Source organism: Paeniglutamicibacter sulfureus (genome assembly GCF_039535115.1).
Lineage (GTDB): Bacteria > Actinomycetota > Actinomycetes > Actinomycetales > Micrococcaceae > Paeniglutamicibacter > Paeniglutamicibacter sulfureus.
Genome location: NZ_BAAAWO010000001.1, coordinates 3778164 through 3799623 on the forward strand (window position 1 = coordinate 3778164; position 21460 = coordinate 3799623).

Genomic DNA, 21460 nt, shown 5'->3' on the forward strand with positions numbered 1-21460 from the left:
ACCATGAAGATCGCCCTTGACCCGACACCGTTCCACCACACACACTCGCTGCTGGAATTCCCGGAGCTGGCCGCCGAACTCGGCTACAAGTATTTGCAATTGACCCCGCACAAGGACCTGCTGCCCTTCTTCACGCACCCCAAGGCCGACGACGCACTGGTCTCCGACCTGAAGGCCGCCTGCAAGAAGGCCGGCGTCGAGATCGCCTCGGTGCTGCCGGTGCACAAGTGGTCCTCCCCGGACCCGGTGCTGCGCGAGGCGGCAGTGCGCTACTGGAAGCGCGCCATCCAGATCACCGTGGACCTGGGCGTGAACCAGATGAACACCGAGTTCTCCGGCCGCCCGGAACAACCCGAGGAATCCGAGGCCGCCTTCTACCGTTCCATGGAGGAACTTGTCCCGCTCTTCGAGTCCGAGGGCATCAACGTGGCCTTCGACCCGCACCCCGACGACTTCGTGGAGGAAGGACTGGCCGGCTGGCGCATGGTCCGCGGGGTCAACTCCCCGAACCTGTCCTTCGCCTACGTCGCGGCACACACCTTCCACATGAAGGATCAGCCGCTGGACATCATGGCGGCCGTCGGCGAGAGGCTGCGTGTGGTGCACGTTGCCGACACCATGGACCACCAGGCCTCGCACGGGCTGCGCTACATCACCAACCCCCCGGGGAACGCGGTCCGTGTGCACCAGCACCTGAAGATTGGTGACGGAGACGTGAACTGGGAGGAATTCTTCGGCGGCCTGGCGGAGAACGGTTTCACCTCGCGCGAGGAAACCGTCATGGTTTCGTGCGTCTTTGCCGAGAACGACAATGCCAAGGAAGTCGCCAAGTACCAGCTGCAAACCATGCGCAGCAGTGTGGCCGCGGCCCACGCCGCACGAGTCTAGTCATCACCGCTTGCGCCCGGCCCCGAAGGGCTGGACGCAAGCACGGTAACGGGAAGGTGCTCCGCCGTGGAGATAGGAATGATCACGGACTCGCTGTCCTCACGCGGCTTCGATGACGTCTTGGACATCGCCGCTGACCTGGGACTCAGCTCGATCGAGTTGCCCACGGGCAACTGGTCCCAGGCGCCCCACTTGGACCTGGACCGTTTGCTGGACTCCGAGACGGCGCGTGCGGACTACCTGCGCAAGGTCGCCGAGCACGGATTGCGCATCAGCGCACTGAACGCGAACGGGAACCAGCTGCACCCGGTGTCGGGTCCGGCGCAGGACGCGGTATTGCGCAAAACGGTCCGCCTGGCGCGACTTATGGAGGTGCCCACCGTCGTGTGCATGTCCGGATTGCCCGCGGCGGCGGGGGACAGTTCACCGAACTGGGTAACCAGCTCGTGGCCTCCGGAGAACGTGGCGATCTTGGAATACCAGTGGGAGCAGGTCGCGATTCCGTACTGGAGGGATTTTGCGTCCTTCGCCGCGGAGCAGTCCGTCCAACTGGCCATCGAGCCGTGCTTCGCGCAGCTGGTCTACAACGCGTCGACCGCCCGGCGGCTGATCGATTCCGTGGGCAGCGGGTCAATCGGAGTCAACCTGGATCCCTCGCACCTGATGGCCATGGGCGCCGATATCCCGAGCGTGATTCGCGACTTGGCCGGATCGATCGTCCATGTCCATGCCAAGGACGTGCGGCTGAACGCGCCGATCGTCGCGGCCAACGGTCTGCACGACGGCACGGCCATGACGCTGCCGCAGGATCGAGCGTGGAACTACGTGACGCTGGGCCTGGGACATCCGGCCGGTGAGGCCTTCTGGGCCGATTTCGTGTACCAGCTGCGCGCTGCCGGGTATGACGGCACTCTGAATATCGAGCACGAGGACGTGCTGGTCAACTCCGAGGAAGGGGTACGTCGGGCGGCCGCACTGCTGGGCAAGGTGGCGCTGCGTGCGGCACCGGACTGGCAGCCGGCCGACGTCTAGAACGGTTTGCGACAAGAGGCAATGCGTTTCCGTTGGCGGTCCGGTATCGCTTGTTATGCGCGCGCCCGCAGGCCGGGCATCGGACATGGATATCGGAGAGCCCGCCCCTTGTCTGCACGTTCCCCTGGCAGCGTGCCGTTCCATGAAATCCGTGATCACCGGCATTGGAAATCCAGCGTGGAGCGGTTGCAACATGCCAAGTCCAATGCCGGGTCGCTCTCCTGCCTGCGGACCACACATCAAGATCAACACATCATCCACGAGGTTTCCTCAGCGATTCCGTCGGAGTCGCCGTCATCGGCGCGGGCATGGCTGGCACTGCCCGTGCCGTGGTGTACCGCGCGGCCAAGATCCTGTATTTATCTGGGCTCCCCGAAGTCCGGTTGGTCCCGGCCGGCGGGGCAAGTCCGGGTTCGGGCAGGCAGGGGCCGATCGCTCCGGTTTCAAACGCCCTGGTTCCTCCCCGCAGTACATCGCCGGACGGACTGAATCGGCGTGGCCGGCGCCCCGGCTCCACCGGGACGGGGCCGGTCCGGGCGCACCGGCCACCGTGGGTCACCAGGCCCGCGCCTTCGCCGGGGAGGTCGCCGGGCTGCCGGAGGGCGAATCGCAGCCGTGCTGCGCAGCGTTCGCCGAGGGTGCGCGACATGGGGATTATCGTTGCGGTCACCGGGGCGTCAGGGTCACCGTAGCCGGAAGCCAGGCCGTCTCCGCACAAGTCTGCCTGCCCGTTTTCGACGGGGCTCTGCACCGCGGCAAAGCGGCGTCGCGCTTCCACTAGGGGTTATCCATATTTGAACGCCGACGCCGAGGCCATCCCGGGGCCCGGAGGTGGGGTTTTCTGGGTGCGAATTTCTTGCGATCCATTGCATCGAACAATCTAATGACGTAATGTCCTTACATATTGATTCCGTGAAGCGCGTCACTCCCTTCGGTGGTGAAGCACAATGCTCCGGTCACCCGGATCGCATTCCCGGTCTCCTCGAATCCTCGAGTTTCCACCGACCCCACGCACTTCAACCGGTCACAACAAAGGAGTTCCCATGTCCGAAAAGCATCAGGTCTTGGCGGGGGCAAAGCTGCCCCCATTGACGCCGGGACCGCATCGGAAGCGAATCGGACTGATCTCGATCGTCGCCTGTTTCGGTGGCCTCCTGTTCGGATACGACACCGGCGTGGCCAACGGCGCCGAGGGGCCGATGGCCGAGGAGCTGGGCTTGAGCCTGATCCAGATCGGCGTGGTCATCAGTTCGCTGGTGTTCGCCGCCGCCTTCGGCGCGCTGGTCTGCGGTCAGATTTCCGACATGTGGGGGCGCCGCAAGGTCATCATCATGCTGGCGGTGCTGTTCTTCGTCGGCACACTGCTGGTGATCTTCTCCCCGGGCGGCCCGGAACCCGGCACGTTCTCACCGGCCGGCTTTGCCATTCTGGTGGCGGGGCGAATCATGCTGGGCATTGCCGTGGGCGGCGCCTCCACCGTCGTCCCGGTCTACCTGGCCGAGATCGCCCCCTACGAGATCCGCGGGTCGATCACCGGGCGCAACGAGCTTGCCATCGTCGTTGGCCAGCTGTCCGCGTTCGTCGTCAATGCGATCATCGCCGCGACCCTTGGCGGCACCATCGATGGCATCTGGCGCATCATGTTCGCCGTCTGTGCGGTTCCGGCCGTCGCACTGTTCATCGGTATGCTGCGGATGCCCGAATCCCCGCGCTGGCTTGTCGAGAAGCGCCGCTACGCCGAGGCGCTGCGGGTGCTGAAAACCGTGCGCCCCGCGGAACGGGCCCTGGCCGAACTGCACGATGTCGAGCGCACCGCCGCCGCGGAGAATAAGGGAAACAAACCGATCGGCATCAAGGCCGTGGTGACGAACAAGTGGCTCATGCGCATCATTCTCGTCGGCATCGGCGTGTCCATGGCCCAGCAGCTGACCGGCATCAACTCGATCATGTATTACGGCACCCGCGTGCTGGAGGAGTCCGGCATGTCCTCCCAGCAGGCGGTGCTCGCGAATATCGCCTTCGGTGTGGTTGCCGTGGTCGGTGGCGTCATTGCCCTGCGCAACATGGACCGCCTGGACCGCCGGAAGACGTTCCTGATCGGTCTGTCGCTGACCACTATTTGCCACGTGCTGGTCGGTGTTGCCGGCATGCTGCTGCCCGAGGGCAGCGCCGCCCGTCCCATCGTGATCCTCGTTCTCGTCGTTGCGTTCGTCTTCTCGATGCAGACCTTCCTGAATGTCGCAGTGTGGGTGTGGCTGGCCGAGATCTTCCCGCTGCACATGCGCGGCCTGGGCATCGGCATCTCCGTGTTCTTCGGCTGGACCACCAACGGCTTCCTGGCCCTGTTCTTCCCGTCGCTGGTTTCGGGGATCGGGATCACCGGTTCATTCTTCCTCTTCGCCGGGATCGGTGTGCTCGCCCTGCTCTTCGTGGCCACCCAGGTCCCGGAGACCCGCGGCCGTACCCTCGAGGCCCTCGAGGGCGACGTCTCCACCGGCGCGATCTACCTCGTTCGGGCGGAAGACGCCGAAGCCAACGCGTAAGTCACGGTGCACCCGGACCGCCCCTATCGGTGGTCCGTCAATGTTTTGAGGTGGCGCTGCTGCCCCGCACCACCAGGTGCGGGGCATGCCGGCTGGAGGCTGCGCCGGGTGACGTGGCCGCGGCCAGCGCGGCCGAGGCCAGCGCGGCGACATCCTGGCGCACGCTGGTCAGGTCGGCATGGGCCAGCCGGGCGAATTCGCTGTCATCGAACCCGGTCAGCGCGATCTGGTCGGGCACCCGGAGGCCGGCCAGGTCGATCGCCCTGCGGACGCCCAGTGCGGCCCTGTCGTTGAATGCCAGCACCGCGGTGGCCCGCTGGTCGGCCGCGGTCTCCCGCAGGTATGCGTCCAACACGTCGAAGGCGGTGGCCTCGTCTGGTCCGGCGCCGAGCACGGTTCCGGCGACGTTGCCCGCCGCGCGGGCCACGGCCCGCTCGAAGGCGGTGCGCCGCTGGGCGGCCGCCACGGCGGGGCCGCCATCCAGATGGAGCAGCCGGCGATGCCCGAGATGCAACAGGTGCGCCACCAGTTCGTCGATTCCCGCGGCCTCGTCGGTGAGCACCGAGGGCAGCTGGCGGTAGCCGCGCAACAGGCTGACCACCGGCACCTGGCTGGCCACCGGGGCCATTTGTGCCGCCGTGAGGGTGAGGGAGATGCCGATGATGGCCTCCGCCCCCGCATCGATGAGGGTATCCATGACGCGGCGCTCGTCGCGATTGCCCCCGATCGCGCCCAGGATGATCTCATAGCCCCGGGCGTCGGCCTCGGCGTACAGGGCATCGGCCAGCTCGGCATGCACGGGCTCGCCCAGCCGCAGGGCCACGCCGACGGTCCGGTTGTGGTGGCTGCGCAGTGAACGCGCGCGCGAATCCGGCCGGTATCCAAGCGCCAGCGCGGCGGCCTTGACCTTGGTGCGTGAGGCCTCGCTGGCGCCCTCGGCACCGCGCATGACGATCGAGGCCAGAGCCACGGAGACGCCGGATTCCCGGGCCACATCCGCAAGGGTGGGGCGTCGGGGCGTGGGGGTGCTCGGGGCCATGGGGGTGCCTTCCGTGTATTCACCTAGAACGATCTAGACGATTGTTTCACAGTGTGGCATAGTTGCCGGGAAAGCAGAAACTAGAACGTTCTAGAATAGAAGGATGATACCCCGCAATGTCATACTCACTTGAAGTACCCCCGGCCAAGGAAACCATCCGCATTGCCGTCATCGGCTGCGGATGGATCGGTGCTTTCCATGCCCGCACGCTGGCAGGCCACCTGCCCGGGGTGAGGCTCGAGGCCCTGGCCGATCCGGCTCCCGGAGCCGCGGCGGCGCTGGCCGCCGAGCTGGGCATTTCCAAGCACACCACCGACCCGGCCGATCTCTTCGCGGATCCCGATATCGACGGCGTGCTCATCGCGGCACCCTCGGCCGTCCATTCGGCACTGATAGTCCAGGCTGCGGCCGCGGGAAAACACATCTTCTGCGAGAAGCCAGCCGGCCACGGGCTCGAGGAACTGCACGCGGCCCTGGATGCCGTTGAACGTGCAGGCGTCGAATTCCAGATCGGCTTCAACCGGCGCTTCGCCTCCGACTTCGCCGAGGCCAAGAAGCGTATCCAGGCCGGGGACCTGGGCGAGGTGCAGCTGATGCGCTCGCTGACCCGCGACCCGGGAGTCGCCGAAGGCATCGCAAATGCAGGCCACATCAAGCCCAACACCATCTTCACCGAAACCCTCATCCACGATTTCGACGCGCTGAACTGGTACAACGAGGGTGCCAGGGTGACCGAGGTGCGCGCCATCGCCGATGCCCTGGTCGAACCCGGTTACCGCGAGGCGGGTCTGCTGGACACCGCAGTGGTGACGCTGCGCTACGACAACGGAGCGATCGCCGTGGCCGAGGCCAGCTTCAGCGCCCTCTACGGCTACGACGTGCGCGGGGAAATCTTCGGTTCCGCGGGAATGGCCGTGGCCGGCAACCCGGTGCAGCTCCACAGCGGCAGCTACACCGCGGCCGGGGCGCTGGCGCCCACCACGCGCGTGAACACCGAGCTCTTCGCCCAGGCCTACCGCGACGAACTGGCGCACTTCGCCCGCCTCATCGCCGCGCGCAAGGGCCTTGGCGAGGCCCCGACGGTGCCCACGCCCGGGGCGCAGGCAGCCATCGACGCACTGGAAATCGCCCTGGCCTGTGTCGAGTCCGTGCGCACGGGTGCGCCCGTGGTGCTCGAGCGCGAAACCACGGGCGGTGTCCTGTGAGCCTTGACTTGGCGGTCTGTGCGGAAATGGTGTTCCTCGATCTTCCCTTCGTCGAACGCGTGGAGAAGCTCCACGCGTTGGGCTTCGGGATCGAGATGTGGGATTCGCGCACCAGGGATCTCGCGGCCCTGAAAGCGACGGGCGCGAACTTCGGCTCGATGACAGGCTACTCCGCCGGAAGCCTCATCGACCCCGAGGGAAGCGCGGAGGTGCTGCGAACCGCGGCGGAACTGATCCCCACGGCCCTGGAACTGGGCATCGAGCGGCTGGTCATCCACCCCGCGGAACTTATCGACGGCCAGGCGGCAAACCCGCACCATCGCGCCACCGGGGAAATGTGGCTGACCGCTTCGCGCACGCTGGAGAAGCTCGGTGCCCTCGGCGCCGAACACGGGGTGGTGTTCGTGCTCGAGAACCTCAATACGATCCTGGACCACCCCGGGATTCCGCTGGGGAGGGCCAAGGACACCCTGGCGCTGGTGGCCGGCGTGGGGCACCCCAACGTGAAGATGATGCTTGACCTCTACCACGCACAGATCGGGGAGGGGAACCTCATCCAGCTGCTGCGCGATTCCCTGCCCCATCTCGGCGAGGTCCAGGTGGCAGACGTGCCGGGACGTTGCGAACCTGGCACGGGGGAGATCAACTATCCGGCGATCGCGGCCGAGCTGCGCTCGCTGGGATACTCGGGCCCCGTGGGGTTCGAGGGCTGGGCCTCCGGGGATCCGGAGGAAGCCCTTGCCGGCTTCAGGAACGCTTTCTCCTGAAGCCGGCAATCCCAGGCTAGGCCGGAGGGAACCCGGTGCCCAGGCGCCGGGCTCCCTGTGCGTCCAAGGCCTCGTTGAGCTCGGCCGGGGATCCGGAGCGCGCGAGGTGCTCGGCCACCAGCTCGGCCTGCGACTGCGGGGCGAGCCCGCCGATCGGCTGGTCCAGATCCAGGTTGGTGGGGAAGGCGTAGCCCTCCGCCGAGGCGGCGATGATGTTGTGCAGGGCGGCCTCGGAGGCCCCCGCGGACTTGAGTTCCAGCAGCACCGGGTACAGGGCCTTGCTCATGGCCGTGCGGTCCACCGTTTCCATGGCGCGGCCGAAGGCCGAGGAGACCTGGAGCAGGTTCGCCATGCGCTTGATGTCGGTTGAAACGTTGGTGCCGGCACCGTGGAAGAGTGCGGGGTTGAAGAACACCGCGTCTCCCTTCTCCAGGGGCAGCTGCGCATGGTGCTGCAGGAAGTGCTCGGTGAAGTCCTCGCGGTGGAATGCCACGTAGCCGGCCGCGTACTTGTGAGAATGCGGAAGGTAAAGGGTCGGCCCGGATTCCAGCGGCATGTCGCAGTGCGCGACGGCACCTTGCAAGGTGAGCGCCGGGGTGAGCAGGTGGGCATGCGCAGGGTAGGCGCCGGCCTGCGTTGCGGACATGAAACCCAGGTGGTAATCGCGGTGCGCCCGCTGCGCCACACCCCCGGGGTTGACGACGTTGACCTGGGAGGTCACCTGGTAGTTGGGTCCCAGCCAGGCCTGCGACACCAGGGCAAGGATGTCGGAGGAATAATATTCGGCGAACACCGCGGGGTCGGCCAGCGCCAGCTTGTCCAGGGCACCCCAGATCCTGTCGTTTGCCCCGGGCTTGGCGAAGTGGTCGCCGCCCTGGACGCCGGATGCCTTCTGGGCATCGATGAGCTTGTTGAAGGCCAGTGTGGCGCGGTCCACGACCGAAATATCGGGGAATGCTCCCTTGAACACCACAATGCCCGGACCATCCGTCAGCGCCTTGGCCAGTTCCGCCTGGACGTCCGCGCGTTCGTCCGTCGATTCAAGGTACGAATGCAGGCGGGGTCCGTAAACGAGCACATTCTGTTCCACGGCATCGGCATACGGGTAGTCGGCCAGGGACGTGCACTGGGAGGTGATGCGCTTGAAGTCATCAAGATTGCAGTCCTCGGCTCGGAACCAGCGTGCGGCGCTGTCGGTCGGGATCGGGGTGGTGGTCATGGCGAGGTCCTTTCACGGTACTCAAGGGGAATCGGGGCGACGCCGGGAAGATCCCGGTTGGTGGATGGGCTGTGTTGCCCTTGCATCCCATTCTGCTTTCGTGGCACCGTGGTGAACCAGCCCCAAACACCTCAAAAACACCTCAGGAAGGGATCGAAAATGGCTCACCGGTTTTCCCTCAAGGAGATCGCCAGACAGGCGGGGCTCAGCGTGGCCACCGTCGACCGGGTGCTGCACGAGCGCCCGGGGGTGCGCCGGGGGACGGTGGGCCAGGTCACGCGCGCCATCGCGGAACTCGATAGCCAGCAAACCCAGTTGGAGCTTTCCGGCCGCAGCTTCGTGATCGACCTGGTGGTTGATGCGCCCGCGCGTTTCAGTGGGGCCCTGCGCAGCGCCCTCGAAGCGGAGCTTCCGTTGCTGCGCCCCGCCGCATTCCGGGCCCGTTTCCACCTGAGGGAACGCTGGGGTGCTGTCGAATGCGCCAGGCAACTGGATGCCGTGGCCCGCAGGGGTTCGCATGGAGTGCTGCTCAAGGCGGTCGATTCCCCGGAAATAGCCGACGCCGTCGAACGGCTCGCCGCCCGGGGCATCCCGGTGGTGACGGTGGTGACCGACCTGCCCTCCACGGCAAGGATCGCCTATGTGGGACCGGAAAACCGGGCCGCGGGTTCCACCGCCGCCTACCTGATGTGTTCCTGGCTGGGTGAACGGCCAGGGGACATCGCACTGACGGCGAGCCATGATAGTTTCCGCGGCGAAGAGGAACGGGAGATGGGCTTCCGTGCCACGATGCGTGCGCTGGCACCCGGACGCAGAGTCCATGAATTGCCGGACTCGGACGGAATCGACGCAACGGCCGAATGCCACTTGGAGGACCTCTATGCGAGGCATGCGGCCATTTCCGGGATCTATTCGATCGGTGGCGGAAACTCCGGCTTGGCCCGCGCCATCGAACGGAACGGAATACATGGCACCGTTCTGCTTGGCCATGACCTGAACCAGGAGAATTCCCTGTTGCTGGCCCGCGGATCGATGCAGGCGGTCCTGGGGCACAACCTGCGCACCGATATGCATGGAGCGTGCCGTGCGCTGATGCACCACCACGGTGCACTGCCCGGCGCGTGGGAGCCCGAGCGCTCGCCGATAGACATCCATACGCCCTACAACATGCCTGCATCTTCCGCGCGGTAGAACCAAAGCGCCTAAATTGTCTTAATGTCAGAACAATGATTGACACGGTGATTGCAGGCGGTAAGACTCTTCCTATGCCGGTTGACGCTTTCGGTCGGTGCCCAATCCACACAAACCCAAAGGACAGTCCATGCCCGTACGCGTAGGAGTCATCGGGGCCGGCATCATGGGAGCCGACCACGCCCGCAACCTCGCCGAAAACATCGGCGGAGCTTCATTGGCGGGTGTCGCCGACATTGATGCGGCCCGCGCCAGGGAACACGCCCATGGTGGATTCAGCACCGACAATGCGCTGGAGCTGATCAACCACCCGGATGTCGATGCCGTGCTGATCGCTTCCCATGACTCCACGCACGCCGAGCTGGCCCTGGCAGCCTTGCGGGCAGGGAAACACGTGTTGTGCGAAAAACCGCTGGCCCAAAATGCCGCCGACAGCCGCGCCATCGTCGACGCCGCCCGTGCCGCCAGCCAGAGGGCGGGAAAGAGCCTGTTGGGCGTCGGATTCATGCGCCGCTTCGACCCGGGGCATCTCCGCCTGCGCCGGATCGTGGAGGAAGACACGCTGGGCAAGGTGCTGATGGTCCACTGCGTCAGCCGCAATGTCTCATCTGCCCCGGGGACCAGCAACGAATCGGCGATCATGAACTCGGCCATCCACGAGCTGGACTCGTTGCCGTGGCTGCTCGGCAGCGCCATCACCGAGGTTGCCTGGATCCCGGGCGGTGCCGGCAGCGCACACGCCGAGGGCTTCCAAGATCCCGCATTCATGCTGCTGAGGACCGCGAACGGCGTGTTGGCGACCCTGGAGTTGTACCTCAATGCCCGGCACGGCTATTCGACCCAATGCGAGGTGGTCTGCGAGGAGGGCACGGTGTCGCTACGCGAACCTGCCAACGTCGAATTCAACCGGGACGGCAAGAACTTCGTGGAATACCCCGCGGACTGGAGGCCGCGATTTGCCGAGGCATACAGGACCGAACTCCAGGACTGGATCCGTTCCATCACCGACGGCGCCCCGAACCCGCTGGCCTCGGGCACGGACGGCCTGAACGCCTCGCTGGTCGGTGAGGCCATGGTCGAATCGATGCGCCGCGGGGGACAGTTCGTGCCTGTTGCCTACTGAGCGGGCCGGTGTTGTCCTCATGTGGGTGGCGGACCACGACGCACCCTCACCAGGCGTCGCCGAACCCGCCGGCCATACCGGTGTGAAACCACATGCCACGTGCGTGGTTCCCCTACCGGGAAACCACGCACGTGGCATGTGGCCGATGGGCAGTTCACCAAACTGCTAAGCGATGGGCTTGAGCTTCACCGTCTTGCCGGTGCGCGCGGATTCGAGGGCCGCATCGGCCAGCACCAGCGCGGCGACCCCGTCCTCGAAGCTTGGGGAGCAAGGCGTCCCCGAACGGATTGCCATGGCGAAGGCATCCAGTTCCGCCTTGTAGGCCTGGGCATAGCGCTCCAGGAAGAAGGGCATGTAGGCCTCACCCTCGGCGGTGCCGGACGCTCCGTACTTGCGGACCGTGGTCGGGGTGATGTTCTTGGCTTCAAGCATGCCCTCGGATCCGAAAGCCTCCAGGCGCTGGTCGTACCCGTAAGCGCAATGGCGGGAGTTGGTGATCGTGATGAGCTCGCCACGGCTGCCACGCAGGGTCACGACGACGGAATCGTAGTCTCCGAGCTCCTCGATGTCGCTGCTGAACTGGTTGGAGCCCACCGCCGTGACCTCGACGATGTCCTCAACGAAGAAGCGTGCCATGTCCAGGTCGTGGATGGTCATGTCACGGAAGATTCCGCCCGAGGTTTCGATGTAGTCGCGGGGAGCAGGGGCCGGGTCGCGGCTGATGATGGTGACCTGTTCCAATGATCCTATTTCACCGGCTTCAACGCGGGCGTTGATGGATGCGAAGCTTGGGTCAAACCGGCGGTTGAAGCCGAGCATGATGGGGACTGTCGTGTCCTTCAGCTTGTCGCGGCATTCCATGACGGTGGCCAGGTCAAGGTCGATGGGCTTTTCGCACAGGACGGCGAGCCCGTGGGCCGCTGCGCGGGTGATCAGGTCGACGTGGGTGCTTGTCGGCGAGCCGATGATCACGGCGTCCAGGCCGGGCTCGGCAAACACCTCATCCGGGTCCTGCACGGCGCGTGCCCCGGTCTGTTCCGCAAGCTTGCGGGCGGCGTCAATGAACGGATCGGCAATCAGTACCAGCTCGATGTCAGGGTGGGCGGCAAGGTTGCGGGCGTGGACCTGTCCAATGCGGCCGGAGCCGAAAAGTGCCATGCGCAGGGGGCGTGGTGAAGTCATGTTGTGGTCCTTTCAGGGACGGTGAAGCGGGATCCTGGGTCCACCGGGTGGCGAAGAGGGACCCCGGTGCACTCGGGTGGCGGTGGTGGCTAGGCGGCGAATGCGGCGATTGCTGTGTCGAAGGCCCGCTGGAGCCCTTCGCGCATGGGGGTTTCCCGGTGCTCGCGGGAGATGATCTCCACGCCCCACGGGCCCCGGTAGCCGCCCTCGATGGCCAGCATGACGAAGGTTGCGGGATCGAAATCGCCCTTGCCGCAGTATGCGCGGTTGTTGATGGTGTCCTCGAACAGGGTTCCAACGGTGGTGTGGAAACCATCGTCGATTTCCACCGCAAACACGCGGTCCATGGGAACCATGTCCCACAGTTCTTCGTGGGACAGTCCCGACTTGGCGGTGTGCCAGATGTCGATCATCAGCCCGCCGGAGGCGCTGTTGGACTTGTCCACCACCTGGATGGCCTCGGCGGTGGTGCGCAGGTTGGAGAAGGGGGTCGCTTCCAGGGCCAGGCGGATGCCGGCCTCGGCCGCCTGATCCGCAAGATCGGAGAATGCGCTGGTCATCAATTCGAGGGGCAGCGGTTCGTCGGCGTTGCCGGCCCCCACTTTGATGTGCCTGGCGCCCAGCAGGATCGCTGCTTCGAAAAGCTCGGCCTGGACCTTGTCCGCGGCCTTGCGTTCGGCACCGGTGGTCCACCATCCGTTGATGAACTCAACCTCGACAATGCCGAGGCCGGCGGCCTTGATCTGCCGCCCAAGCTCCTCATAACCGATGGTGTCGCGGGCCGCCAGCAGGTCGTCATGGACCAGGCCGATGCCGGCCCACCCGGTCTCGGCAATGGCGGCGATGCGGTCAGAAATGGCCAGCGGGCTGCATTCGGTGGGGCCCAGCGGCGCGGCATCCCCGGCGCTGGTCCAACACGTGGCAATCAGCTGCGGGTTCGGATTCATGGATTCGTCGTTCTGCATGCTCATGGCACCTCGATAAGTGTTGGTTCGACGATGTTGGCCATGCCGCCGGTGTTGTTGCTCGAGCGGTAGCAGGCATCAACGATGCGGGCCACGCTCAGGGCATCGGATACCGGGGCGACATTCGGTGCACCGGTGCGCATGCTGTTGACCCAGCCACGCATCTCGGTGCGGAAATTGCTGATGTTCTCCAGCTCCGGAAGTTCGGAGAACTTGTTGCTTTCGGTCCGCGCGAAGGGCGGGGTGAAATGGCTTTCCGTCCACTCGGTCCAGCCTGCAGCCAGCCCTGCGGCAGGCTCGTCCAGGTAAACGCGCAAACGCTGGGGAAGAATGCCGATTTCGAGCATTCCCCGCGTTCCGTAGACGAAAATGCGGGAGCTCTCGAACCATTCGAGTTTGTCGTGGCCATCGAAGCTGAAAGTGGCGGACATGTCGGGGTAGTTCAGCAGCACCGATGCGGAATCTTCCCGGCTTTTTTCATCCGAGAGGCGCGTGGACTTGTGCACGCGGGCGTTGACGGACTCCGGTGCGCCGAACATGTGGACCAGCGAATCGAGCATGTGGCAACCCAGGATCCACAGGACCCCGCCCATGTCGGCCGGCTGGTTCAGGTGCTCGGTGACATGCTCACCGACCATGGCCGCGCCACGCGCCGAAACGGTGACGACCTCGCCGATGGCGCCGTCATCGATCATTTGCTTTGCCCGGGTGATCGATTCGGCGAGGCGCACATTGTAGCCCACCTGGACCACCTGGGTCGAGGGGACCCCTCGTTCGGCTTCGGCCAGCTGCAGGAGGTCCTCGACCGTTCCGCCGCCGGGCTTTTCAACGACCACGGACTTGCCGGCCGCCAGGGCGCGAAGGGCGTGGGGGACCATGTCCTTGCTCTTGGAATGGATCATGACGGCGTTGATGCGCTCGTCGTCGAGCACCCCGTCGATGTCCCGAAGCTCGACATCGTATTTCTCGGCGAAGTAGCCCAACCGTGGATCCGTGTCGGCGGCGGCAACCACTTCCACGTTCTCAATTTCACGCAATGCCCTGACCCGGGCAGATGCGTGCGGGTGGGTGATTCCCAGTAGTCCCACAACGATAGGTTTCATCGAGTTTTCTCCTGTAGCTGTTTCCCGAACCCCTTCGTCCTGCGAAGGGGCGTGGATCCTGGTCGGTCATGGCCATGCGGAAACCAGGCTGAATACTCCGACCTAGTCGCATCTATTGGACAGTGTGTCCAAAGTATTGCACGTCACATGAGCGAGGGTCAAGTCACGGAATGGACAGGCTAGCCAACCAGTGAAGGTTCATGGCCGAGCGCAGAGGCCGGGGCACCCAGATAATCCGAGAGCCGGCGGGCACCGTCCCTGGCAACCTCGATCACGCTCTGGGCTCCTTCCGGTTCCGCCAGGATGCCCTCGCGCAGGCCGCTAACGGACAGGGAGGCGACCACGTGGCCCTTGTGGTCAAAGATCGGGGCACCGATGGCAGCAATGCCCGGGGTCAGCTCGTCGTCGCTCATGGCGTACCCCGCAGAGCGAATCGCCTCGAGGTCCGCGTAGAACTTCGTCCGGGAGCGCACATCGAATTGGACGTCGTTGTTCTGCGAAACGATGGCGAAGTAGCTTTCCCAGGCCTGTCGATCCTCGAAGGCCAAGAGGGCGCGGGGAGCCGCTCCGGTATGCAGGGGAAGCGAGCCGCCCAGCGCCAGCAAGCGGCTGTTCACGCGCTTGCCGTCGATGCGCTCGATGCAGACGGCCCGGGTGTTGCGCCGGATGCACATGAAGGCCGTTTCGCCCGTGGCCTCATGGATCGAGCGAAGGACCGGAACTGCCGCGCGGCGCAGGTCAAGATCGTTGAGCAATTTGCCGGACAGCGAGATGAGCTTGCTGCCGATCCGGAAGGCGCCGCGGGGCCCCAGTTGTTCGACCCAGCCGGCTTCACCGAGGGTGGCAAGCATGCGATAGACCGAACTTACCGGCTCGTCGAGCAGTTCGGTCAGTCGGGCGGAGGTGCAGACGCGCTCGTTGGCCAGGGCCTCCATGAGCGCATTGGCCTTGGCGATGATCGATGAGCTGTTGGAGCGCGTGGTGCTCAGGACGCGCAGAGTGGGTTGCGGCGCGAAGTCGCGCATGGATTCGGTCAGGATTTGCGCGGCCCGGGCGATCACGTCCCGGGCCTGGCCCTGCAGGGAGAGGACCTGGTCCACCAAGCCGGCGGCCGTGAGCGAACCGAACACCGTGCCATCGGGATTCAGCACCGGGAAGCTGATGGCGGCAATCCCGTCAACGACCTCATTGACCTCCAGGCGCCACCCTTGGCGCCTGGTTTCCTCCACGTGCTTCCGCAGCGTTTCGGCCTCAAGCGGGGTTCGTGACGACAAGGGGTGGTACGGAGCTGCACCCAGCACGCTGTCCAGGACTTCCTCGGGCTGGAAGGCCAGGAGCACATGGGATGCCGCCCCCGCATAGAGGGGAAGGATGCGTCCGGAGGAGAGTCCGTAGAGGTCGACATCGGTGGCGTCGACCTGCTCCAGGCATACCGCGGTCTCCTTGCGCGGGATCCAAAAGGATGCCGTGAGTCCGAGCTGGCGCTGGACGGCGTTGAGCTGTCCGGCCAGGATTTCCCGGTCCATCAGCGCATCTGCAGCGGCCTCCCCGAGATGCAGGATCCGTGTCCCGAGTTCCACCGGTCCGTCCTCGGAGCGCCTTACCAGGCCCGCCTGCTCAAGGGCGGAAACAATGCGATAGACCGAGGGGCGGGGCTCATCCACGGCCTTGGCCAGTTCGGCCGATGTCGATGGTCCGAGGTTGGAGATTTCATCGACCACCTGCGTCGCCTTCATGACCAGCTGAATCATGTTCGCTGCGGGTTTCATCTATTGCTCCTTGACTTGTCTCTTCACGACTTACCCATTCCTGCGGAGCCGATGAGTCCAATTTTGCCTGATCCTCTCGAAAGGGAAAATTCCGGCAACGCTCTCCGTCGACAGCCCTCGCAGTGATCCAGATCATGTGATACTGTCTGAACACGTTGTCCAGTGTATGCCACTAGTGGCCGTAAGTCTTCATAGGAACCTGGCGGCAACGCACCCACGACAAGCAGCTCGTTTAAAACTTTGGGAGTAGACATGCAAAGACGAATTTTTCTGGCTGGTGCCGCAGTGGCCGCAACCTTGCTGGTTTCAAGTTGCGGCGGAACGGGCGCAGGCGGTGCGGCAACAAACGTGCAGAGCCAGGACCCGGCCGACACCCGCATCGGGGTGTCCCTGACCAGCCAGGACGAGGAGCGGTGGATTACCGATGGGCGTGCCATCCAGAAGGGGCTGGAGGACCTCGGCTACCAAGTGGACCTGCAGTATGCGAACGGCGATATTCCCACGCAACAGCAGCAAGTGGACCAGATGATCACGCGGGGCGCCGATTTGCTGATCCTTGCCCCGCTTGACGGCACGGCCCTGGCGCCGCAGCTCCAAGCCGCGGTCAATGCCGAGATACCCATCATTTCCTACGACCGGTTGATCCGGAACAGCCCGGATGTTGACCTCTACGTCACCTTTGACAACTACAAGGTCGGAGCCGAACAGGGCAAGGCATTGTTGACGGGCCTGGGCATCCTGAACAAGGACGGGTCCGAGGGAAAGGCCAAGGGCCCGTTCAACGTCGAACTCTTCGGTGGATCGCTCGATGACAACAATGCAACCTTCGTCTACGACGGCGGCATGTCCGTGCTGCAGAAATACATCGACAACGGCACGATCGTGATCAAGTCGGGCCAGACGAAGCTGTCGCAGATCGCGACCAAGGACTGGTCGCAGCAGGAAGCCCAGTCCCGCATGGACAACTTGATCACCTCCAGCTACTCCGACGGAACAACCCTTGATGCCGTCCTGACACCCAACGACAGCGTCGCGCGCGGAGCGATTACGGCGCTGGGCAACTCCGGCTACGGACCGAAGCATGACAAGGCAACACAACCCATGCCGATCACCACGGGCCAGGACGCCGAAATCGCATCGGTGAAGCTGATCAACGACGATGTCCAGTACGCGACGGTCTTCAAGAACACCAAGTTGCTGGCCGCCCAGGCAGTGAAGTCGACGCAGGCCCTGCTCAACGGCGAGGAGCCCGAGCTCAACGACACGACATCGTATGACAACGGTGCCGGAGCGGTCCCGTCCTACCTCATGCCGATCGACGTGGTCTTTAAGGACAACATCAAGAAGCTCCTGGTGGACTCCGACTACTACACCACGAAACAGATCAAGGCCGGCCAGCTCTAACGGGTCCCTGCCGACCACCAGGAATCCCTCACCCCATCCCCATGTATAGAGAAGCGATAGGACAGCGCCGTGCCTGACTACATACTGGAAATGCGTTCCATCACCAAGAGTTTTCCCGGTGTCAAGGCACTGGCGGATGTCACCTTCTCCGCGGAGCGCGGAGAAGTACACGCCATCTGTGGCGAAAACGGCGCCGGCAAGTCGACGCTCATGAAGGTGCTCTCCGGCGTCTACCCACATGGTACCTATGGGGGTGAAATCCTCTTCGCGGGCGAAATCTGCGAATTTTCGAGCATCCGTGACTCCGAGCGTGCAGGAATCGTCATCATCCACCAGGAATTGGCGTTGGTTCCCCACCTGTCGATTGCCGAAAACATCTTCCTGGGCAACGAACGCCGACGCACTGGGGGATTGATCGATTGGCACAGGACCCATGCCGAGGCCACGCAGCTGCTCCAGAGTGTGGGGCTCCACGAAGAATCAACGACCCCGGTCGCGCAATTGGGCGTCGGCAAGCAGCAACTGGTGGAAATTGCCAAGGCACTGGCCAAAGACGTCAAGCTCCTGATCTTGGATGAGCCGACGGCGGCCCTGAACGACAACGACTCCGCCCATTTGCTCGGCCTGGTGCGCGCACTACAGGAACGGGGAATCACCTCGATCATCATTTCGCACAAGCTCAACGAGATCGAGGCAACGGCCAACCGCACGACCGTGATCCGTGACGGACAGACCGTCGAAACACTGGACATGGCCGCGCCCGAGGTCAACGTGGACCGCATTGTGCGCAGCATGGTGGGCCGGGACCTCGAATCCTTCTACCCGGAACGGAACCCGACCCCCGGCGAGGTGGTGCTGGAGGTCCGGGACTGGACGGTGCGCCACCCGCAACAGGACAGGCTCGTGGTTGACGGTGCCTCCTTCCAGGTGCGCGCCGGCGAAGTCGTGGGCATCGCTGGCCTCATGGGTGCCGGGCGCACCGAAATGGCCATGAGCGTCTTTGGACGCTCCTACGGTCGCTTCATCTCCGGACAGGCGCTGATGCACGGCAATCCCGTTGCCCCCCGCACGGTGGCCGAGGCGATCGGCCACGGGTTGGCGTATGTGACCGAGGACCGGAAACAACTGGGTCTGAACCTGCTCGATACGATTGCCCGCAACATCTCCGGGGCGGCGTTGCCCAAGCTGGCCAAGCGGGGATTCGTGGACGCGAACCTGGAAGCGAAGCTCGCCAGGCACTCGATGGATTCGATGCGGATCAAGGCCCCGAACGTCCAATCGGTGGTCGGGAAGCTCTCGGGCGGCAACCAGCAGAAAGTCGTCCTGTCCAAGTGGCTGCTGACTGGCCCGGAGGTGCTGATCATCGATGAACCCACCCGGGGGATCGATGTGGGCGCGAAGTTCGAGATCTACACCCTGATCAACGAGTTCGTGGAATCAGGCAAGGCCGTCGTGGTGATTTCCTCGGACCTACTGGAACTGCTGGGCACCTGTGACCGGATCTATGCGCTCTCCGGTGGACGGATCACCGGCGAACTCCCGGTAGCGGAAGCAACTGAAGAAAGACTCATGACCCTCATGACCAAAGAAAAGGAAGCAATAGGATGACTGTCACAGCCCCGCGCGGACCCATGGGCTCCGTTGCACCGCCTCCCCGAAAAAACGGCATGGACGACGTTCGCCTTGCCATGACCCGCAACCTGCGCACCAGCGGGATCTATGTCGCCCTCGTGGCACTGGTCGCCCTGTTCGCCCTCATCACCGGCGGGGCTTCACTGTCGGCCGGCAACATCACCAACATCGTCCTGCAGTACTCCTACATCCTGGTCCTGGCCATCGGCATGGTCATCGTGATCATCGCCGGGCACATCGACCTCTCGGTCGGCTCCGTCGTGGCCTTGACCGGCGCCATCTCGGCCATCACGGTGATCAAGTTCGGGATGCCTTGGTGGGTAGGTGTCCTGGCGGCGCTGGCCGCCGGGCTGCTGATCGGTGCCTGGCACGGCTTCTGGGTAGCCTACGTCGGCATTCCGGCCTTCATCGTGACCCTTGCCGGCATGCTCCTCTTCCGGGGCCTGACCCTCTTCGTCCTAGACAATGTCTCGCTTTCACCATTCCCCGAAGGATACGGGGTCATCGCCTCCGGATTCATCAACGGGTGGCTCGGCGGAAACGGATACGACGTCTTCACCCTGGTCGTCTTCGCCCTCGGTGTCGCAGGGTTCGCCGTGAGCCAATACCGCTCGCGCAAGGCCCGCATGGGCTACCACCAGCCGGTCCCGCCCCTGTCAATGTTTGCCCTCAAGATCCTGGCCGTGGGAGTGCTCGTGATGGCATTCGCCTGGAAGCTGGCCTCGGCGCGCGGACTGCCGGTCGTGTTGATCATGCTGGCCGTCCTGATCATGGCCTACACCATGATGATGCAGCACACCGTTTTCGGTCGCCAGATCTACGCCATTGGCGGCAACCTGGCCGCCGCCTCGCTCTCGGGCGTCAAGGTCCGTGCCGTGAACTTCTGGATCTTCGTCAACATGGGACTGCTCTCGGCCGTGGCCGGCATCGTCTTTTCCTCGCGCACCAATGGAGCCCAGCCCGGTGCCGGGAACATGTTCGAGCTCGATGCCATCGCGGCGGCCTTCATCGGCGGCGCCGCTGTCACCGGTGGCGTCGGAAAGGTCGTCGGTGCCATGGCCGGAGGCCTGATCATGGCCGTCATGAGCAACGGCATGCAGCTGATGGGCATCGACCAGTCCCTGCAGTCCGTCGTCAAGGGGCTGGTGCTCCTGCTCGCGGTGGCCTTTGACATCTGGAACAAGCGCCGCGCCGGGGCACACTAAACCCGCGAACACCACTTCCGGAATGCCACCGACGGCGGACCCGGAAACACCTTGCATACGAAGTATCCCCTGGAGGAGTCCATTCAATGACCACGCAATTCACCTATGACGCCCTTCCCATGCGAGTCCGGTTCGGAGCCGGATCGCTCTCCGAATTGCCGGCCGAGCTTGACCACCTAGGACTGAAGCGGGTCCTGGTCCTGTGCTCACCCGAGCAGAAGGACACCGGAGACCAAATCGCCCAGGTACTCGGCTCGCGCGCCGTGGGCGTACTGGCCGAAGCGGTGATGCACGTGCCCGCCGAAGCAGCGAAACGCGCCAGCGACGAGGCCGCACGGGTGGGCGCCGACGGCTGCGTCACCGTGGGCGGGGGCTCGGCCATCGGCCTGGGCAAGGCCATCGCCCTGAACCACGACCTGCCGATTGTCGCCGTTCCCACAACGTATGCGGGCTCGGAAATGACCCCCGTCTGGGGCCTGACGACCAATGGACGGAAGGAGACCGGCAGGGATCCCCGGGTGCTTCCGCGCAGCGTCGTCTACGACCCGGAACTGAGCGCAACATTGCCGGCAGCCATGTCGGTGACCAGCGGCATCAATGCCATTGCGCACGCGGTCGAAGCCCTCTACGCACCGGATGCGACCCCCATCATCTCCCTGATGGCCGAAGACGGGGTCCGCGCCCTGGTCGAGGCGCTGCCTTTCATCGTGAAGGACCCCGCCGACCTGGAAGCCCGGAGCAATGCCCTGTACGGGTCGTGGCTCTGCGGCGCTTGCCTCGGGGCGACGACGATGTCGCTTCACCACAAGCTCTGCCACGCACTGGGCGGAACCCTGAACCTTCCCCATGCCCAGACCCACACGGTGGTCTTGCCCTACGCGTTGGCCTTCAACCAGCCGGCCGCCTCGCAGGCGAAACAGGCACTGTCCCGGGCCCTGGGGGATGTGGAGGATCCGGCACTGGCATTGTGGGACCTGGCCGAGGAACTCGGAGCCCCCCGGTCGCTGGCCGAGCTGGGAATGCTCGAGGAAGACATCGAGCGGATTGCCGAGGAAGTCACCAGCTACTCCTACGGCAACCCCCGCCCCATTGATCTGGCCGCGGTTCGAGGGATCCTTCGTGATGCCTGGGCAGGGGACAAGCCACGTGAAAATCCTTCGGCCTAGCCACCTCAGACCAGTGCGGCGTTCAGG

The 21460-nt window shown here is 64.6% G+C and carries 17 protein-coding genes; 11 read left to right on the top strand and 6 right to left on the bottom strand.

Features of this window, described 5'->3' with window-relative positions:
* Positions 1 to 3: 3 nt before the first annotated feature.
* The 3 genes from ABD687_RS17130 (at position 4) to ABD687_RS17140 (ending at position 4463) form a co-directional block, all read left to right on the top strand.
* Positions 4 to 888: a sugar phosphate isomerase/epimerase family protein gene (locus tag ABD687_RS17130; RefSeq protein WP_302262934.1), complete on the top strand. Its 885-nt coding sequence runs from the start codon at positions 4 to 6 to the stop codon at positions 886 to 888.
* Between the two features lie 66 nt (positions 889 to 954).
* Entirely contained in the window at positions 955 to 1920 is a 966-nt protein-coding gene (locus tag ABD687_RS17135) for a sugar phosphate isomerase/epimerase family protein (protein WP_302262933.1), read from the top strand.
* A gap of 1043 nt (positions 1921 to 2963) precedes the next feature.
* Positions 2964 to 4463: a sugar porter family MFS transporter gene (locus ABD687_RS17140; protein ID WP_302262932.1), complete on the top strand. Its 1500-nt coding sequence runs from the start codon at positions 2964 to 2966 to the stop codon at positions 4461 to 4463.
* Between the two features lie 37 nt (positions 4464 to 4500).
* Here the strand turns inward: ABD687_RS17140 and ABD687_RS17145 are convergent, their stop codons facing one another.
* On the bottom strand, positions 4501 to 5502 hold the full coding sequence (locus tag ABD687_RS17145; RefSeq protein ID WP_302262931.1) for a LacI family DNA-binding transcriptional regulator: 1002 nt from the start codon (positions 5500 to 5502) through the stop codon (positions 4501 to 4503).
* 116 nt (positions 5503 to 5618) lie between these two features.
* Between ABD687_RS17145 and ABD687_RS17150 the strand changes: the two genes are divergently transcribed.
* Both ABD687_RS17150 and ABD687_RS17155 read left to right on the top strand, forming a co-directional pair.
* The gene (locus tag ABD687_RS17150; RefSeq protein ID WP_302262930.1) at positions 5619 to 6707 is read left to right on the top strand and encodes a Gfo/Idh/MocA family oxidoreductase; all 1089 of its coding nucleotides are present in this window, start codon (positions 5619 to 5621) and stop codon (positions 6705 to 6707) included.
* On the top strand, positions 6704 to 7474 hold the full coding sequence (locus ABD687_RS17155) for a TIM barrel protein (RefSeq protein ID WP_310289453.1): 771 nt from the start codon (positions 6704 to 6706) through the stop codon (positions 7472 to 7474). The genes ABD687_RS17150 and ABD687_RS17155 overlap by 4 nt, the downstream gene beginning before the upstream one ends.
* 16 nt (positions 7475 to 7490) lie before the next feature.
* Here the strand turns inward: ABD687_RS17155 and ABD687_RS17160 are convergent, their stop codons facing one another.
* Positions 7491 to 8693: a phytanoyl-CoA dioxygenase family protein gene (locus ABD687_RS17160; protein ID WP_302262928.1), complete on the bottom strand. Its 1203-nt coding sequence runs from the start codon at positions 8691 to 8693 to the stop codon at positions 7491 to 7493.
* 159 nt (positions 8694 to 8852) lie between these two features.
* Between ABD687_RS17160 and ABD687_RS17165 the strand changes: the two genes are divergently transcribed.
* Together ABD687_RS17165 and ABD687_RS17170 are read left to right on the top strand one after the other, a co-directional pair.
* On the top strand, positions 8853 to 9884 hold the full coding sequence (locus tag ABD687_RS17165; protein WP_302262927.1) for a LacI family DNA-binding transcriptional regulator: 1032 nt from the start codon (positions 8853 to 8855) through the stop codon (positions 9882 to 9884).
* Between the two features lie 130 nt (positions 9885 to 10014).
* On the top strand, positions 10015 to 11007 hold the full coding sequence (locus tag ABD687_RS17170; RefSeq protein ID WP_302262926.1) for a Gfo/Idh/MocA family oxidoreductase: 993 nt from the start codon (positions 10015 to 10017) through the stop codon (positions 11005 to 11007).
* A 165-nt stretch (positions 11008 to 11172) separates the two neighbouring features.
* Here the strand turns inward: ABD687_RS17170 and iolG are convergent, their stop codons facing one another.
* The 4 genes from iolG to ABD687_RS17190 form a co-directional block, all read right to left on the bottom strand.
* Positions 11173 to 12189 (bottom strand): inositol 2-dehydrogenase, encoded by a 1017-nt coding sequence (gene iolG / locus ABD687_RS17175; protein WP_310289450.1) that lies wholly within the window; start codon positions 12187 to 12189, stop codon positions 11173 to 11175.
* Between the two features lie 89 nt (positions 12190 to 12278).
* Entirely contained in the window at positions 12279 to 13160 is an 882-nt protein-coding gene (locus tag ABD687_RS17180; protein ID WP_310289448.1) for a sugar phosphate isomerase/epimerase family protein, read from the bottom strand.
* Complete coding sequence (locus ABD687_RS17185) at positions 13157 to 14257, bottom strand: Gfo/Idh/MocA family protein (protein WP_310289447.1); 1101 nt, start codon at positions 14255 to 14257, stop codon at positions 13157 to 13159. Before ABD687_RS17185 ends, ABD687_RS17180 begins: the two co-directional genes overlap by 4 nt.
* 179 nt (positions 14258 to 14436) lie before the next feature.
* Complete coding sequence (locus ABD687_RS17190) at positions 14437 to 16026, bottom strand: IclR family transcriptional regulator (RefSeq protein ID WP_310289445.1); 1590 nt, start codon at positions 16024 to 16026, stop codon at positions 14437 to 14439.
* Positions 16027 to 16278: 252 nt separating this feature from the next.
* Here ABD687_RS17190 and ABD687_RS17195 point away from each other — a divergent pair, with 252 nt between their 5' ends.
* From ABD687_RS17195 to ABD687_RS17210, 4 genes are all read left to right on the top strand, one after another.
* The gene (locus ABD687_RS17195) at positions 16279 to 17430 is read left to right on the top strand and encodes a substrate-binding domain-containing protein (protein WP_310289443.1); all 1152 of its coding nucleotides are present in this window, start codon (positions 16279 to 16281) and stop codon (positions 17428 to 17430) included.
* Between the two features lie 69 nt (positions 17431 to 17499).
* A complete protein-coding gene (locus tag ABD687_RS17200; RefSeq protein WP_302262920.1) occupies positions 17500 to 19038 on the top strand; it encodes a sugar ABC transporter ATP-binding protein in 1539 nt (512 codons plus the stop codon).
* 59 nt (positions 19039 to 19097) lie between these two features.
* Positions 19098 to 20267, top strand: coding sequence for a multiple monosaccharide ABC transporter permease (gene mmsB / locus ABD687_RS17205; RefSeq protein ID WP_302263356.1), 1170 nt, complete (start codon positions 19098 to 19100; stop codon positions 20265 to 20267).
* An 86-nt stretch (positions 20268 to 20353) separates the two neighbouring features.
* Positions 20354 to 21433 (top strand): maleylacetate reductase, encoded by a 1080-nt coding sequence (locus ABD687_RS17210; RefSeq protein ID WP_302262919.1) that lies wholly within the window; start codon positions 20354 to 20356, stop codon positions 21431 to 21433.
* Positions 21434 to 21460 lie beyond the last annotated feature (27 nt).